General features: G+C 58.7%; 14 protein-coding genes. 10 read left to right on the top strand and 4 right to left on the bottom strand.

Annotation, left to right across the window (positions count from 1 at the left end; all coding sequences use genetic code 11):
* Positions 1-219 precede the first annotated feature (219 nt).
* On the top strand, positions 220-669 hold the full coding sequence (locus tag IH881_11645) for a hypothetical protein (GenBank protein ID MCH7868342.1): 450 nt from the start codon (positions 220-222) through the stop codon (positions 667-669).
* A gap of 432 nt (positions 670-1,101) precedes the next feature.
* Here IH881_11645 and IH881_11640 read toward each other — a convergent pair whose 3' ends face one another.
* Both IH881_11640 and IH881_11635 read right to left on the bottom strand, forming a co-directional pair.
* A complete protein-coding gene (locus IH881_11640) occupies positions 1,102-1,422 on the bottom strand; it encodes a helix-turn-helix transcriptional regulator (protein ID MCH7868341.1) in 321 nt (106 codons plus the stop codon).
* 8 nt (positions 1,423-1,430) lie between these two features.
* Positions 1,431-1,904 carry a hypothetical protein gene (locus IH881_11635; protein MCH7868340.1) on the bottom strand — a complete coding sequence of 158 codons (474 nt, stop codon included), beginning with the start codon at positions 1,902-1,904 and terminating at the stop codon, positions 1,431-1,433.
* A 207-nt stretch (positions 1,905-2,111) separates the two neighbouring features.
* Here IH881_11635 and IH881_11630 point away from each other — a divergent pair, with 207 nt between their 5' ends.
* Complete coding sequence (locus IH881_11630; protein MCH7868339.1) at positions 2,112-3,971, top strand: hypothetical protein; 1,860 nt, start codon at positions 2,112-2,114, stop codon at positions 3,969-3,971.
* 790 nt (positions 3,972-4,761) lie between these two features.
* Positions 4,762-6,117, top strand: coding sequence for a hypothetical protein (locus IH881_11625; protein MCH7868338.1), 1,356 nt, complete (start codon positions 4,762-4,764; stop codon positions 6,115-6,117).
* Positions 6,118-6,777: 660 nt separating this feature from the next.
* On the opposite strand, the gene IH881_11620 is transcribed toward IH881_11625, so the two are convergent.
* On the bottom strand, positions 6,778-8,199 hold the full coding sequence (locus IH881_11620; protein ID MCH7868337.1) for a response regulator: 1,422 nt from the start codon (positions 8,197-8,199) through the stop codon (positions 6,778-6,780).
* A gap of 204 nt (positions 8,200-8,403) precedes the next feature.
* Positions 8,404-10,038, bottom strand: coding sequence for a sulfatase-like hydrolase/transferase (locus IH881_11615; protein ID MCH7868336.1), 1,635 nt, complete (start codon positions 10,036-10,038; stop codon positions 8,404-8,406).
* A gap of 107 nt (positions 10,039-10,145) precedes the next feature.
* On the opposite strand from IH881_11615, the gene IH881_11610 reads away from it, so the two are divergent.
* The 7 genes from IH881_11610 (at position 10,146) to IH881_11580 (ending at position 17,072) form a co-directional block, all read left to right on the top strand.
* The gene (locus IH881_11610; GenBank protein ID MCH7868335.1) at positions 10,146-11,201 is read left to right on the top strand and encodes a DUF2332 domain-containing protein; all 1,056 of its coding nucleotides are present in this window, start codon (positions 10,146-10,148) and stop codon (positions 11,199-11,201) included.
* 23 nt (positions 11,202-11,224) lie between these two features.
* Positions 11,225-12,511, top strand: a complete 1,287-nt coding sequence (locus IH881_11605; protein MCH7868334.1) for an NAD(P)/FAD-dependent oxidoreductase — start codon at positions 11,225-11,227, stop codon at positions 12,509-12,511.
* A gap of 13 nt (positions 12,512-12,524) precedes the next feature.
* Complete coding sequence (locus tag IH881_11600; protein MCH7868333.1) at positions 12,525-13,121, top strand: DUF1990 domain-containing protein; 597 nt, start codon at positions 12,525-12,527, stop codon at positions 13,119-13,121.
* 69 nt (positions 13,122-13,190) lie between these two features.
* Positions 13,191-13,499 (top strand): DUF3820 family protein, encoded by a 309-nt coding sequence (locus tag IH881_11595; protein MCH7868332.1) that lies wholly within the window; start codon positions 13,191-13,193, stop codon positions 13,497-13,499.
* A gap of 36 nt (positions 13,500-13,535) precedes the next feature.
* The gene (locus tag IH881_11590) at positions 13,536-14,699 is read left to right on the top strand and encodes a sulfotransferase (GenBank protein ID MCH7868331.1); all 1,164 of its coding nucleotides are present in this window, start codon (positions 13,536-13,538) and stop codon (positions 14,697-14,699) included.
* Between the two features lie 26 nt (positions 14,700-14,725).
* Positions 14,726-15,445: an RNA methyltransferase gene (locus tag IH881_11585; GenBank protein MCH7868330.1), complete on the top strand. Its 720-nt coding sequence runs from the start codon at positions 14,726-14,728 to the stop codon at positions 15,443-15,445.
* Positions 15,446-15,587: 142 nt separating this feature from the next.
* Complete coding sequence (locus IH881_11580; GenBank protein ID MCH7868329.1) at positions 15,588-17,072, top strand: alkane 1-monooxygenase; 1,485 nt, start codon at positions 15,588-15,590, stop codon at positions 17,070-17,072.
* The last annotated feature ends 16 nt before the right edge of the window (positions 17,073-17,088 follow it).

The raw sequence follows: 17,088 nt of genomic DNA, 5'->3' as shown, positions 1-17,088 counted from the left end.
GTTCAAAGTCGAGGACGAATCGTGGTGTGTTTACAAGTGCAACGACGGCTCCACGGTGCGAATCAAGCTAGTTGTTTCAGAAATCGTGCGTATCGACAATGCCTACGACCCTCAAGGAGATCCTGTCTACCTCATCAAGTCGAGTAACATTACAGCGACCGAGTCTCCGGACAACTTACGCCGACCAGCCAATGAAAAGCCTCCAGGTGGGCAGATTCAATGAGCGCAGTTGCGATCGCCGACGACTACTTTATAGCGACGGAATGCCAGTTCACTCGTACGGCGGCCCAAGACGAGTCTGATCAGAGTACTGGCGAGTTTTTCATACTTTATACAAACCAAGTCGAACAAAAAATTGAGTCGCTCAACAAAGAAATACCGATCGTCTTTCACACTTCTTCAAGGCAAACTCTTGAGGCTTTTCTACAAGCTCGAATGAGGCAGATCAGCGAAGTTGAAAATATCGAGATTGCAGAGCGCGAGAAAGATGGTCAACTCTCGGTCCATGTATGGACCTACCTGTCAAAGGACGACAAAGGCACTAGATTTCGAGTCTACGATATCGAGCAAGAACTAATCGAATTATTGCCAGACATTCTTTTTGAATTTCATGTGCATCGCGGTCGGCCCGCCTCTCCCGGCGGCGATGAGACCGTTTACAACTTGTAGGTCGCGACGGCAAAGCCGCTGCTCACATGCCCTCAACCAACGAACATCTAGATCTGGCTCGAAAGCTCTGGCAATTCGTGGAGGACTACCCGCTCGCGAAACTTGTAGAGGCTCAGATCGAGATTGCTGTGGCAAGCGCCTATTGGTCGTCACTTCATCACATCGATGCAGTACTAGCCTTAAGGGTAATCAACAAGCATCCAGGAGCTGACTCCGAACGCTGTCGAGAAATGACACGCTTGGGTGGCTCGATGCATGGGATTGTCAGATATCACAGGCTACTCAAAGACAGATATGATGAGGCCATGTATCGCGCTCAACCGATTACGCAGATCGATTTTGAGGCTGAGATAGTCGAGGCCCATACTGAGGTTCGAGCCAAGACTGAGCGAATGCTCGGTCGGTGGGCCGAGCAGGAACTCAGTTGAACGTCTAACTCATTCCACCGACTGGTTCGCGATCGTGGAGTGTACGCTTCGGTGACCACCTATACATGATCGGACCAGGCCGACGGTGCAACTGCCGAACAATTTCGACGGCTGGCCGCTCTACAAGGGCGGGCACGAGATCGGCAGATGATAAGCCCAGGGTATACGCAACTCGAGACAACGTCCCGATCTTCATCCCGTTGAAGTCTCCCCGACACAGTCGATGGATCACCTTCAGGTCCACCCCGGCGATTGCAGCGAGATCGACACGGCGGATTCCGTGGGCCCGGAGAATGAGCGCCAGCGGTGCGCGAGATTGCGCCATTTTCGGGATCAATCCTCTTCTAGTGTGTCTACCGCAGTGGTATCGCTCCCGTCCTCCAAACTCTTGAGTCGGAGTACCGTGATCGCGGAGGCAATCGCAATGCCGTTCTTGCCGTACTCCGGGGCTTGGCGTCGCCATCTCGCGAGTTCACCGACGACAATCGCCCACAACATCGCCGTCGAGACCGGCACTCCCCAGCCCTCAGCAATGGTTTCGAGGTCCGCATACTCGGGCGGGCAGAACATCGCCTTCACGGGTCGCGAGCGAACCCAGGGGCGGTTTTCGTGATTCCGCAGTCGCTGATCGTCGTTCATTGCGGATTCCGGCTTGGTGTACTGTGAAACCAAGGGTTGCGATTGAACGCCGAAAACAGGTCCCAACAATGGGAGGTGATCGTGCGCCATTGCAACCAATTTGAAGTCGAGTTCGTTGGAGCCGTCCGGAGCCGTAGAGCCGTCACCCACACCCCTCCATGCCGCCATACGCCGCTACTCGCCGGACCGTCAGCGCAACTAGCCGTCACGTTTGCGCTTCCTACCTACGCGCATGATCGGGGATCTGGGTTTGATCGCGAAGGGGCGGGTGGTGGCTTTGTCTGCGAGGTTGGTGCAGGGATGCGTCGGTGAGACCGGTCGAGACCTGCCCTAAGCTCCATCCTGCGCGTTCAATGAGCGGCCCGTGGAGCGGTCATGTCAAAGAGTGCCAACGAGATTGCTGCGGTTTTCGTCGCAGTTTTCGCTGCCCTCGCGCTTTTCCTTCACACGCTCGGAGTGGTGGACATTCATTCGGCCTGGACCATCACAGTCACCCCGGTTTTCGTGTGGGGAGTGGCCACGGTCTTCGCCAGACTCATGCGCGCCACCCAGCGCGGACCGTGCACCTCGCTCATCGACGAACCTCGACTCTGGCGCTTCGATATCTGGATCGCTGCCGCTGTCTACATTGGCTGTACGCTGGCATTCTTCCATCCGCTGTTCGCGGAGTTCGAAACGGCAGTCCTGGGTCCGCCCTCGGATCAGCCCGGGTACCTCTGGACGCTGTGGTGGGGGCATGACGCACTGCTCGGACGCGGCGATGCGACGCTCCGCTTTACAGACCTCTTCTTCTTCCCGGAAGGCACCTCCCTCGAATACCACGTCTACTCCTGGTACAACCTTGTGCTCGCGATTCCCCTGCGCGCTTTTTTGACTCTTCCGGCAATCTACAACCTCTTGCAGCTTCACACTTTCGTGATCGGGGGCCTCGGTGCGTTCGCCCTGTGCCGATACCTCACACGGGACTCCGCCACCAGCCTTGTCGCGGGCTTCGTGTACGCCTTCAGCCCGGTGCATTACGGCTACGCGCTGGCGCACATGAACATCTCGTCGATCCAGTTTCTGCCCTTCTTCGTGCTCTACTTCATTCGGGCCGTGCGTACCTCCGCCGCCCGCGATACCGCAGTCGCGGCCTTCTTTTTCCTGTTGAACGCCGCGTGCAGCTGGTACCACTTCATCTACGCCCTATTTTTTGTGGCCTTCGCGTATGTCTATCTGGCGTGGCGACGCGGTGAAGTGGTGCTGCCGGACGTACTGCGAACCACGCTTATTGTGGTGGGCGCGGGAATCCTGCCGCTTTCGCCATGGATTGTCTTCATGGTTTCCACCGGCAGTAGGGACATGGACGTGATGGGGAACACCGGCTACGACATTTTCGTGGCAGACGTAACAGCGCTCATTGCGCCACACACCGAACATCTGCTTGCGGAATGGCCGCCCTTGCAACGACTCAACGCACGTTTCCCCTTGAACGGCTGGTTCCCAGCCGGTAGCACAGCTTACTTGGGCTGGAGTTGTCTGGCTCTTGCCTGCGTGGCGCTCAACCGAGTACCGGCGGCTGCATCTCGCTTCGCGTGCGGTGCGCTGGCGTTCCTGCTGCTCAGCATGGGAGCACACCTTAGGGTGGCGGGAGTGCTGACTCCAGTTGTGCTGCCCACTCGGCTCCTGCAGGCGTTGCCATTCCTCGACTCGCTGCGCGCACCCAACCGAGGGATGCTGGTGGTGTATCTCTTTCTCGGTATCTTGGTGGCGGTAGGAATCGGACGTGTACGCGATGGCCTAACCCCCGGTTGGCGCCAGCACGCCTTCGTTCTGGGTGCCGCCATGGTGATCTTCTTCGACTATTTTTCCGTCGCCCGACAGCACACGAACGTGATTCCTCCAGCGGTCTACGCGGCCATCCCGAGGGATGAGCTGCGTTTCGGGATCCTCGATCTTCCGCTCACCTCTACGAACATCGCGCTCTACCTGGCATACCAAACCGACCACGGTCTGCCCATCGCCGAGGGCTACGCAGTCGGTCGCGTAGTTGAATCCCTCGTTGGCCGCATGAGGGGCATGAAACAGGAGCAAATCAAGGCAGAGCTCGCAGGGGGCTCCGTTCGTTACGTGGTAATTCACCTCACTCCGCCTGAACGCGGTGACAGAGCGGATTATTGGGTGAAAAAAATGGAGCAGGCCGGCTTGAATGTTGTGTTTGAGGACGCCGACGCAGTGCTATTCCAGGTCTATTGAGCGCGAGTCCCGAAGAGCTCTGCCAAGGGCTGAGCTTTATGATCACTCCACACGAATATGACGGCGAGGCGGCGGGCCTCCGACACTCGCATTAGTCGTCGGTGATCTTCGACGACCGTCACGTGGCACGAACCAGGCCGTCACCTCTCCTGCAACCGTGCAAGGCCGTCGGATGACTGCTCCTCGAGCGAGGGCACAAGGGCTGCGGGGGATACTCGTGTGCGTTTGAGCTTGAATCTGTCGTGCGGATTCTTGGAGCCGTCTGGAGCCGTGGAGCCGTCCCCCACACCCCTCCATGCCGCCATACGCCGCTACTCGCCGGACCGTGAGCGCAACTAGCTGTCACGTTTGCGCTTCCTACCTACGTGCATGATCGGATATCTGGGATTGATCGCGCGGGGGCGGGTGGTGAAGTCGGGTGTGGTTTCGAGGGGTTGAGGGGGTTGGGCGTTGAGTGTTTCCCGTCAGCAGAACTCGGACATTTGGATGCCCTAAGTTAAGAGACACATCACGGGGTCTCGTGCCCCGAGGAGAGTCTCGAAATGGCAGGAAGAAGAAAGCAATCCTCCGAATCAGCAGTTCGTGAGATCCGACGTAGGACCCGCAGGAAGTTCGCGCCGGAGGAGAAGATCCGGATCGTGCTCGAGGGGCTGCACCATCGCTACTCGCGGAAACTTCGAAGGACTACATAGGGCAGTTATGATTATTGACGATGCACGGGTATCGACCTTCACGGTCGCGTCAGGGTGGTCTACTTTCGTGCGCTGACTCTCATTGCCGAGGATAGTGCGTGCTTACAGCCAAAAAGTCTCTGCCACACTGGCTTGTGCCCACGGTCATGGTGTTGCTTGCGCTCGTCTATTGGGTGGGTGCATGGCAGCACCTCCACCGGGTCAACGATCAAATTCATCGGACGGACCAAGGCGCCTACTTGAATTACGCCCGCGAGATAGCCAAGACGGACTACGCGTACGTTGGCGGACGAAATCGAATGCCCGCCTTCCCCTTTCTAGCCAGCCTCGTTTATCAGGACGGGATGAGCGAGGAAGCTTTCTTCAACCGGGTCAAACACCTGAACATTATTCTCTCGATGCTGTCGCTGGTCGCCATCTGGTGGGTGTCGCGGCAATGGCTTCCTCCACTCGAGGCGACAACCTTCGCTTTGATCGCTGCCTTTGGCGTATTCGTCTACAAATCGGCGTACGCACAGGCTGAGATTCTGTTCTACACGATGAGCTTCTTTGCGTTTCTGCTAGCGCTGCGCGTGCTGCACCGACCGTCATGGTGGCTGGCTTTGCTGACCGGCGTCGCCACCGGGGTGTCGCAGTTGACCAAGGCGTCGCTCCTGCCATTTCTAATCCTGCTCCTGGCCTGGAGTGCTGTGGGCGCAATAGTCGACCTTCGACGTTCGTTACGCAATGGAGCGCCGACGCCGATTGGCTGGCGGCGTCCCCTCGCCATGTTGCTGCTGCTCGCAGGTTTCCTCATGACCGTCTTCCCTTACATCCAGACGAGCAAGGAGCGCTTCGGCCACTGGTTCTACAACGTCAATTCGACCTTCTATGTCTGGTGTGATTCCTTCGCAGAAGCAAAGGCTACGACGGGGGCGCACGGGGACCGTCTGCACTGGCCGGACATGCCCGCAGAGGAGATTCCGAGCCTTCGCAAGTATCTTCGTGAGCACACGGCGAGTCAGATCGCCGGCCGAACCGCCAACGGCTTCGTGAGGGTAATGAAGAAAGCCAAGCATCAACCCGCGGCCGCGGGCCTTTTGGCCCTCTACCTCGTTCTGATCCTTACCATCTCGGTACGGGCGCGCTCGGCGATGGGTCGAGTCCTATTCGATGACGATCGCTGGGTCGTAACCGGCTTCATCACCAGCCACATCCTCGGCCATCTGCTCCTGTACTCGTTCTACGCGCCCATCGCATCTGGTGCGCGTCTGGTTATGGCGCTCTTCCTACCCTCCCTGTTTTGTATGATCTACCTCTCTACGCACCGCGATCTTCGGGAGACCGTGCTGTTTCGCAAGGGGGGGCGCACGATCCGGCCCCGAAACTGGCACCGCGGGATGCTCGGCGTGCTGGGCGCTGTGATCGTCCTGGTTTATCCGTACTGGATCCTGCACAGGTACACGGGAAACTGACTCTTGGGAACGGAGACCCTGCGGGTCCTCAACTCGCATTCGAAGCCAACAACACCACCCGTGCGTGTTGCCGAGCAACGACTAAGCCGCTTTCCCCCAGATGTAGCGATGGTGCAGGCCAGCGACGCGCGTAAGCCCTATATCTCTAACTATGGGATATGCGCGGCTCGCCGGATCATTGCAAAAAGCTCGATAATCAATGGGTTTGCGAGTAGCAGGCAGATCTGGAGATGGGTCGTCTCTCCTAATTCGATTCAGGAAAGGGCGTTGGGTGCCCCTTTAGTAGAAAAAGCCAGTGCCGCGGGGGTGCCGCGCTCATGCTGGATGAATCTACCGCAGGTAATTTTGAATGATGCGGTTCAGTCCCCAAAGACAAGAGGTGTTCGTACGCCATTGCTACGAATTTGAAGTCGAGTTCGTTGGAGCCGTCTGGAGCCGTGGAGCCGTCCCCCACACCCCTCCATGCCGCCATACGCCGCTACTCGCCGGACCGTGAGCGCAACTAGCTGTCACGTTTGCGCTTCCTACCTACGTGCATGATCGGGGATCTGGGTTTGATCGCGAAGGGGCGGGTGGTGAGTTCGGGTGTGGTTGTTCGCCTGAAATGCCGGTGATCAAGCGTGACATCGATTGCGCAAGCGGTGGGGCGGAGGATTCGGACTATTCGCGATGATCGATGTAGTGGCAGATGTGCGCCCGTTGATCCGTCTCGAGTCCGAAGAACTCGACTCCAACATGGCTCGACACACTCGACTGTTGGGTGACGTGTCGAACGATGCCGTTCAATGCGAATGGCAACAGGGACGGCAACTCGAGCTTTAGATCGATCTCCTGGCCGACCGTGAGAGCGTTTGACGAGGGGTCGCAGTAGATCCCGATACCGGTCGAGCTGATGTTTCGCGCCTGCTGGTTGTTCCCAGACTCGTGGCCGATCGCAACCCAGACAGGCCGTCGTCTCTTGGGACGCACGCGGGGTGCAGGTAGACTCGCATATTTCTTTGCGGTTTCGACTGTGAAATAGAAGCGGCAGCCGTTTCCCGGAACGGAATCGACCCAGATTCGCCCGCCCCAATTTCCGACGATCTTCTTGCAGATCGCCAGCCCTAGCCCCGTTCCCGAGTACTCGTCCTCGGTATGGAGACGTTGGAAGATTTCGAATATCCGGCTCGCGTGCCGGCAATCCAGCCCGATGCCCTGGTCTTCAACACAGACTGCGGATTCGTCGTCGAATTTTTCGGTGAATATCCGAATCTCGGGTGGTGCATCGGCGGAAAACTTGATTGCGTTGCCGATCAAATTCATGAACAGGGATCGAAAATGATGGTGCTCGCCCACAACAATCGGCAGGGACCCAATCGAAATCAATGCCCCGGATTCATCGATCTGGCCCTCGAGATCCAACAGCACCTCGTGCAAAACTTCTGGGAGCGATATCGGGTGGGTCGGCTCCTTGGATGCGTCGACTCGCGAGTATTTGATCATGTCGACCATCAAGCGGTCCATGCGCTGATGACTCGCGATGATGCGATCGAGTATTCGCCGTTCTTTGTCGTTGAGCTTGTCCGCAGCGCTCCGCTTCAGAATCGCAGCCGACTTCTGCGTGGTGGCAAGGGGCGTTCGAAGGTCGTGGGCCATCGTGCTCGCCAGCGCGCGGAGTTCGTCGTTGCGATGCTTGAGCTTGCGCCGCAGACGCGCCCGGGACAAAGCGGCTTCTACGGCATGAATCAAGACTTGAGCATTGAAACTGTCTTTTATGATGTAGTCGCTGATCCCGGCCCGCAGCGCCTCGGCGGCAATCTCTTCCCCCCCTTGCCCCGTGAGCATGATGACCGTTGCCGCGGGAGTTTCGTCTGAATTCTCTTCCAGACATTCGATCAACTTGAGTCCTGGGCCATCGGGAAGACCGTAGTCGAGGAACACGACGTCGAAGTTCGTTTTGGCGATGCACTGGCGCGCCTCTTCCAACGTGGCAGCTTCGTGGATCTGGTAGGTGCGCTCGGTGTCCTTCTGGAGGAAGCAAGTGTAGATTTCTCGATCGCCGGGGTTGTCGTCGACAATCAAGAGCGAGAGCGTTTTGGGCATAGCCTGGGAAGCCTCGTTGCGTACCGGACAGGCCAGCGACGCGATCAGTTTCCCTCCGGATCGGCAGGGCGAAGAAGCGACTCGATCCGTAGAACCGTCGACCCGGCCCCGAGTCTCAACCCAGGGGGCACTCCAGGAAGCACTGAGACGTCAGCTGCACAGTCAGCATGACTTCTACACAAAGTTAAGTAGTAGGTCTCCAGTTCAGTCTTCCTCGAGGCAGACCCCGGCAAGCCACCATTTCGGAGCGCAGTCGTAGATCAGGCGACCGCGTTCTCCGTGCATGCGATCGAGTAATTTCTCGAGTCCGGGCGGTGGCATCCCCGGGGCGGGTTCGTCCTGCAACTCATCTAGTGGAATCGGATAACTGGCCCAGTCCTTGGGTGCTCTCCAGCCCGGAGGCGGGACGAGTTGGCTACGGGTTCCGCTGATGGGATACAGCGCGCGCCAGTCGTGAATCTTGGTCGCCAGGTCCGCGACCACATCCGGATGAGCCGCAGCGAGGTTGTTGTATTCGTTGGGGTCTTCGCTGATCTTGAACAAGTAGTTGGTGACGGTTGCCGAAATCTGTTCCTGTTCGACTTCCTGTACCAACTTCCATTCGTCGTTGAACGCCGTCAATGAGATCGAACCGTAGATGGGCGTTTCCGAACCAAAATAGATGTACTCCTTGCGGGATATTTTCTTTTCTTCGGCGATTGCGGGCCACATGTCGCGTCCGTCAAGCGAACGTCGGTTGCGAGTTTTAATCCCGGCCGCGCTAGCAAGGGTCGGGAAGACATCCATCGCGGTCATGATCTGGTCCATCTTTGCCCCCGCCGCGACCTTGCCGGGCCATCGCAGCAATGAAACCACGCGGATGCCGCCCTCGAAGGTATCCCCCTTGCCCCCGCGCAGAGGGGCGTTGTCGGCTCCCCCGACTGAATACGCGGCGCCGCCGTTGTCACTGAAGAAGAGCACAATGGTATTTTCTGCGATGCCCTCGTCGTCGAGGGTGTCGAGCACCCGGCCGATTGCCTGATCGAGTGCATCGACCACGGCAGCGTACATCGGGCGCGCACTCGGGCGCAGCAAGAGTTTGGCCATGAGCCGGGTTCCGTCGGTTCCCTTGCTGCGCGCGGGTTCGAGATCGGTTTCGATGTCTTCGTACTTCTTCTTCAGTTCGGGTGGCGCGTCGAGTGGAGTGTGGGGGGCGATGAACGGCATGTAGAGAAAGAACGGTTTCTCTTTGTCCCGCGCCTTGATCCAGCGCGATGCTTCAGTGCTCAAGAGAAACGTCTCGTAGCCATCACCCTCGATCGACTTGCCGTTTTGCTGAAAGTCCTTGCCGCCCTGATTGGCAAAGGGCGGGTAGTACCCCACCTCAGTGTGGAGATGGCCATAGAAATGCTCGAAGCCGCGTTCGTTCGGGTGGTAACTCTGTTGCGCATGGCCGAGGTGCCACTTGCCCACCATGGCGGTCTGGTAACCGGCCGCCTGAAAGGACTGCGGCATGAAGTGTTCATCGGGATGAATGCCGTTGGTATCCCAAGCCATGATCACCGCGTACATGACGCCCAGCCGGATCGGGTCCCGTCCCGTCATCAAGGCAGCTCTAGTAGGAGAGCAGATCGGAGTGGTGTAGAAGCGGTGCAGCTCGGTGCCCTCGGCGGCCAGACGATCGAGGGAGGGGGTCTCGATGGGACCACCCCGGAACCCGACGTCGGCCCAACCGAGATCGTCCGCCACCATTATGATGATGTTGGGACGATCGGGTTTTGCGTCTGCCGGTGAAGCGAAACTGGGAGCCAGCAAGATTGCCAGTGTCACGGCGGCTGCAGGGAACCCGAGTCGTGTCATCATGGAATGCGTCACCAGTACACCTCCGTCTCGCTCGAAGCATGCTATCGATACGTGGACACGTAGTGTCTACTATATTAGACCGCTGCATTGGAAGCACTGCCCGTATGCAAACTCGAGATGTCATACGCTATTTCGACGCACAGGCAGATATTTGTGAGCGACTCGGCTCACCGCTGTACACTGCGCTCTCTCGTGCGTGTGCCCGGGATCTCGAAAAAGGCGGACCGGTAGCCAGCCTATTGGAAGGATGGTCGGGCAATGCCCTCTTGGATGCGGTGGCGATGCGTCTGTTTGGAGCGGTCCATCGTCTCGTCTTGAAAGGCGAATTGCCCGAGTTGGCGCGCCATTACCCGAGCATGGGTGGAAAGCCCGAATCGCCTCGGTTGGAGGAAGCCTTTCTTGCAGCGGTGTCGGCTGAGGCCGATCGCATCGTTCCTGAACTCGAGGAACAAGTTCAAACCAACGAAGTGTGTCGCTCGGCGGTTCTGCTCGGAGGCTTTCTCGAGCTTGCCGCCGCTACGGAAATGCCGCTGCGACAGCTCGAGTTGGGCGCAAGCGCTGGGCTCAATCATATTTGGGATCAGTATCGCTATCGACTTGGAGATTGCCATTGGGGGGCGGCAGATGCCTTGCCTCTGCTCGACACGGCGTGGTCTGGCCCTCCGCCAAAGCTCGATGCAAAGCTAGTCGTCGCGGAGCGCGCAGCGTGTGATCTGTTTCCGATCGACCTCAGCCAGGCGGAAGCGGAATTTCGCTTGGATTCGTTCATTTGGCCCGATCAACCCGAACGTCGCCAACGTTTTGCCCAGGCTGCAGAACGAGTGCGGAACGCGCGGGTCGAGATCGATGCAGCCCGCGCCCTGCCTTGGCTCGAAGCAAAGCTGGCCGCCCCTTCGCCCGGTCGAGTGACGGTCATCTTCCACTCGGTTTTCTGGTACTACATGACTCACGAAGACCGGCGGGGCGTCGAGGCGCTGCTTGCGGAGAAGGGAGCTGCCGCGGATACCACGGCTCCCCTCGCGTGGCTTCGCATGGAAGCGAGTTCCGTGGATGTATGCGAGCTTCGACTCTCTCTTTGGCCCGGAAGCGGCGTACGAGAGGATCGCGTACTTGCCGAGTGCGGCTTCCACGGACAGTTCGTGAACTGGTTGGACGGGTAACGCGAAGCGGCTAGCCTGCTGTGATGACGAAGCGCGTAATCATCGTCGGCGGCGGTTTCGCAGGACTCAACGCAGCCAAAGGCCTCGCCAACGCGCGCGACATCGACGTCATCCTGATCGACGAACGCAATCACCACCTCTTCCAACCCTTGCTCTACCAGGTCGCAACCGCGGGGTTGAGCCCGGCTGAAATTGCCGAACCGATCCGCGGGATCCTGTCCCGGGCTCGCAACATCAGAGTATTGCGAGAGCGAGTGCTTGACGTCGACTTGTCCAAACGGGTAGTGGTGAGCGACGCGGGCGATCATCCTTACGACTATCTCATTCTGGCCTGCGGCTCCAAGCACGCGTACTTCGGCAACGAGGCCTGGGAAGAATACGCGCCGGGGCTCAAAACCTTGGAACAGGCGACCGAGATTCGACGACGGGTGCTTTCGGCCTTCGAGGAAGCGGAAAAGGAAACCAAACCCGAAGTCAAACGATCTCTGCTGACCTTTGTAATCGTGGGCGGCGGGCCGACCGGAGTGGAACTCGCGGGGGCCATTGGCGAGATGAGCCACTTTACACTCACGCGAGATTTTCGACAGATCGATCCGGCGCTGGCCCGGATCATCTTGATTGAAGCCGGGCCGCGGATCCTTCCAACGTTCGACGACAAACTCGCTGCCCGCGCAGTTCGGGATCTCGAGAGTCTCGGAGTGCAGATCTGGACCGAAAGCCCGGTAACCGACATCGACGCCAGTGGCCTGGACGTCGGGAGTAAACGCCTCGCGTGCCGGACTGTCCTTTGGGCCGCCGGCGTCAAGGCCTCATCCCTGGGACTTCGGTTGGGGGCAAAGCTCGATCGGCAGCGGCGGGTGATGGTCGGTGGCGATCTCAGTCTTCCGGGGCATCCCGAAGTCTTCATCGCGGGCGATCAAGCCCACGTCGCCGATGAAAACGGCAATCCGCTGCCCGGCATGGCGCCCGCCGCGCTCCAGCAGGGGCGATATCTCGCGCGCCGCATACGCAAGATGGTGCGTGGAGGCAGTTATCCGGACTTTCGCTTTCACGACAAGGGCCAGATGGCCACCATTGGTCGACGCCGTGCGATCCTCGAATCTGGAAACATCAAGTTCGCCGGGATCACGGCCTGGGCGGCGTGGCTGGTCATTCATATCTACTACCTCGCCGGATTCAAGAATCGCCTGTTCGTGGTACTTCAATGGGTCTGGTCCTATTTCACATATCGCCGCGGCGCGCGTCTGATCGTGGGAAAGGATTGGCGCTTCTATCCCGAGGAGACGGACGACTCGGTTGAGCGGCAGTAGCGGGAGCGATCAAGTGATTCGGTTTTGCCGTCCGTCCCAAATTGAGATCGACGATCACCTGAGTCTTTCCGACAGCTCGTTCAGTTATCCCGAAGTAGGAGCGACCGCGACTTCCGCTTCTCTCGATTCCATCGCAGTCCACTACGACGTAGACCGGCACCGTTTTTCATTGGGGATCGGTCGCGATCTCTTTGAGCGGGCTCGAACATCTTTGTTGGCGTGGCGACAGTTCGAGATTCCCTGGCTCGAGTTTCATGGCGACAAGACGCAACCGAAATCCGATCAGATTGTCGCAACCTTGACCCGTTTTGCTGGTCTTTGGTTCCTCAACCCGTGCCGAGTCGTCTACGCGGAATGTGCCGACGACACCTCCAACGAAGCGGTCTTCGCGTATGGCACGCTTCCGGGTCACGTCGAGCGGGGTGAGGAACGATTCGCGGTCAGCTTCGATCCGACAACCGGGGAAGTGAGCTACGAAATACTCGCATTCTCACGTCCCGCGGTCCCTCTCTCGAAGATCGGCTATTTCTGGGTTCGCCGGCTTCAGAAACGCTTCGCGCTGTCTTCCGCCGAGGCGCTGACACGAGCCTGCCAGCTGGGCGCAAGCTAGAATGCACGCCGGGGGTCAGGAGCCTCGTCCCCGCCACCGTCCCGCCAGCGTAAACGGGTGACATCGAAAATGGCTGATTCCAAAAACTCCCCGGCATTGCTTGTAAATGTCCCAGACCCTTCGATGATGTATGACCTGGCGCGCATGCCCATGCCGTTCGGCCGTTTCAAGGGAAGAGTCCTGATCGATCTTCCAGAGCCGTATGTCGTCTGGTTCAAGAAGAACGGTTTTCCGAAGGGCAGGCTGGGCGAGTTGTTGGGGATGCTCTACGAAGTGAAGGCCAACGGCCTCGAGCCGCTTTTCGATGAGTTGCGCAACCCGAAGCGTCCACGAAATCTAAAACACCTGGAGCCAGCTCTTCGCTATCGTCAAAAGTGAGTGACCCCCAGCGAACTACCCGGAGACCCCCTTCCGTTGAGCAATGACACGAGTCAAATCCGCTTTGACCCCGAAGCCCTGCTTGAAGATGCGCGCGGCAATACGCAGCTCGCCGACTTCGGTCCGGGAGATTTCCGCCCAGCGCTCGATGTCCTGCTCCGCACCTACGACAGCCACATCACCAGTACCAAGGGACGCAAAAAAGCGTACCGTCGCGTCGTTGGCCTGTTGGCCACGCGACTTCGCGTCGCGGAGGCGCTGCGGAAGTATCCCGAGATCAAAGAGCGGCCGATAAATTCTCCGATGGTGCTCACGGGCATGCCCCGCTCGGGGACCTCTGCGCTCTTCAACCTGCTCGGCGCCGACCCATCCGCACGAGCGCTGTTGTTGTGGGAGACCCAGTTCCCGGATCCGATGGAAGGCCTTGCACCCGGAGCCAGCGATCCGCGCCACGATGCCATCGAGGCCTACTACAAACAGAGCCGGAAAGAGAATCCCGAGTTCACCAAGATGCACTTCTCCAGCGCGGACACTCCCGAAGAGTGCGTACTGCTCCACGCCTATTCCCTGGGCGGCGTACACTTCGGCACCGAAGTCATGCTGGAACCGTACGGTTCCTGGTACCGGAAGCAGGATTTGCACGAGATGTATTCCTACTACCGTCTGCTGCTGCAGATGCTCGACTGGCAGCGCCCGGGGGACCGCTGGCTCTTGAAGGCACCGGCGCATATGTGGGGCATCGATTCGCTGATCGACACCTTTCCCGACGTTTCAATCGTATGGAGTCACCGCGACCCGCTGGCCTGCACGGCTTCTATTTGTTCGATGACCCACATGCTGATGCAAGATCAGGTTGAGATGTCGAAGCAAGAGCTCGGCCCGATCGTGATGGACTTCTACGCCACGTCCCTCGAGCGCGGGCTCGCGTTGCGGGACCAATGCGACCCCGCGCGCTTCATCGACGTCAAACACGATAGTTTCGTAGCGGACTCGATGGGAGTCGTGGGGCAGATCTACGATCACTTCGACCTGGAACTCGGCGATGCAGCAAGACAGGCGATGAACACCCACATCGCGGCCCACCCAAAAGGGCAGCACGGGAAACACCAGTATCAGTTGGACGACTGGGGCTTGACCGTCGAGGATGTAACGACGCGCTTTGTACCCTATATCGACCGCTTCGACATCGATATGGGCTGACGAATCAGAAGAAACGAGGAAAGACATTGAGCCTCGACAACATTCGCATCGTTCTCGTTGAACCTCAGCACCCCGGCAACATTGGCGCGGTTGCCCGGGCGATGAAGACGATGGCGATGAAGAGCCTCTACATCGTTCGCCCCGTAAACTTCCCATCCCACGATGCCGAGCGTCGCGCGGTCGGGGCGATCGACACCTTGATTGCTGCCAAGATCGTGTCGAACCTCGAGGATGCGATTGGAGACTGTCCGACCGTGGTCGGGACGACATCTCGCAACCGCGCACACCCCCATCCAACCCTCAGTGCGAGAACCTGCGGCGAGAGACTCGTGCGCGACGCCACAGATCGCGCACCCGTCGCGGTACTGTTTGGTCCAGAGCGAACTGGCCTCAGCAACCACGACATGAACGCATGCAATTTCCAACTTGCGATTCCAACCAACCCCGAGTTCCCGTCGCTCAACCTCGCATCCGCTGTGCAATTGCTCTGTTACGAAATTTTTCTGGCCTCGGACCAGTTCCAGCCACCCGACCCCAAGTCAATTGACTACCCGCCTCAGAGCGACATGGAATTTTTCTACAAATACCTGGAGGAGACGCTGGATTCGCGAGATTTTCTCGTCGACGCCGGGCGCGATATCGCCCTGGCAAAAATCCGCAGACTGTTTGGGCGGTCGCGGCCGCGGGTAGGAGAGCTCAAGCTACTCCACAGCTTGGTGAAGTTGATGAGGCGAGACCTGGACTGAACCGAAACGCATCGGATTTTCCTTTACCGCACTCGGTTTGTGCCCGATAATCACGTCAATCGTTTTCTGCCCTACGCGCGCCCACTGCGTAACGACTCGTTAGTAGACCCCGAGAAAGCTCCGAAAAGCCGCGAGGAAGCCTGTGTCGCTCGAACCCTCTACTTCATCTGTTTCCCCCGAAGCCGCGGAACACGCGCTGAGCTGGCCAGCTGTTTCCTGGATCTGGACTCGCCACCTCACATCTCTGTTGTTCCCGATCAGCACGTTGGCGTTTCTGTGGACGGGCCCCCATCCCTGGTACGTCGCACCTCTATTCATGTTGCCTTCCGTGTTCTTACTCGACATCGATTCGAATGCAACCGTAGAACGACGACAGCCGGTGGCGAGCACGCCCGGGTGGCCCTTCGATGGATTGGTCTACTTTCTCGCCGGTCTGCAACTCTTGATCGTCTTCGAACTCGCGCGGATGTACGCGATCCAGGGTTTCTTCTCGGTCGACACCGCGATGGTGTTGCTCGTCGTCGGGGGGAGTTCTGGGTTTTCGATCATCAACGCCCACGAACTCATTCACCGAAACAATCTCTTTGAGCGAACATTGGGTCGGCTCGTGCTCGCGTCGGTTCTGCAGGAGCACTTCTACACCGAGCATCTGCGAGGCCATCACGTAAAGGTCGGCTTGCCCGACGACCCGGCGACCGCCCGCTTCGGCGAGTCCTACGAGGCCTTCTACCGCAGAACCGTGCCGGCCCAGATGCGCAGCGCCTGGCGAATCGAAGCCAAGCGTCTCGGCGACCCCAACATGCCTTTCTTCGACGTACGCACCCTGGGCAACCGGGTGCTGCATGGGATCGTGGTCGGTTGGGGAATCGGCTTTGCGATCTGGTTTCAGTTTGGACCTGCATCCTTTGCAGTCTTCCTGGTTCAAGCCTTCATGGCATCGCGCCTGCTCGAGGTCGTCAACTATTTCGAACATTGGGGTCTGCGCAGAACCGCACGCCGGATACGGCCAAGCGACTCCTGGGACACTCATTCTTGGTTTACCTATTACGGACTGACGGGCCTGTCTCGCCACGCGGATCACCACCGCGAGCCCGCGCGACCGTTTCAACAGCTGCAAGTGTTTGAAGAAGCGCCCGTTCTCCCGACCGGGTACATCGGACTGATCTTCATGATGACGGGTAGGAATCATGAATTCCAACAGCAAGCGGTTCGAGAGCTCATGCAGCGAGAGCTCGGCCCGTTCAGCCCAGAGACCGAGCCCGAAGAAGCCGAGCGTGCCCACGAAACCGCGCGAAAGATTCTTGCCCACACGAAACCACCCCACGCTGGCCTCTTTGGACCCAACGCCGAGGGCGAGCGCGGCCTTCGCGTCGTACTGCCGAGAATCGCAATCCTGCTGGGTGTCGTGTTGGTATTGACCGTGGGCGTGCAGTTCGAGAACCCCGGAGCGCTTTCATTCGTCGGGCGGTTTGCGCTCGACGCATGGATCCTCGCTGCGTTCTACACAATGATTCGGGTGTACCGCCGCCTATCGGATACGAAGTCAAGCGAAGGCCTGCGCTGGAGTGCTGCCATGGGCATGCTTTTCACGATCGGGACGATCACGACGAACGTAATCGGCTTTTAAACCGCGCCTCAACAGG

This window comes from Myxococcales bacterium, assembly GCA_022563535.1.
Lineage (GTDB): Bacteria > Myxococcota_A > UBA9160 > UBA9160 > UBA4427 > DUBZ01.
This window is presented reverse-complemented; position numbering and strand designations above follow the sequence as displayed.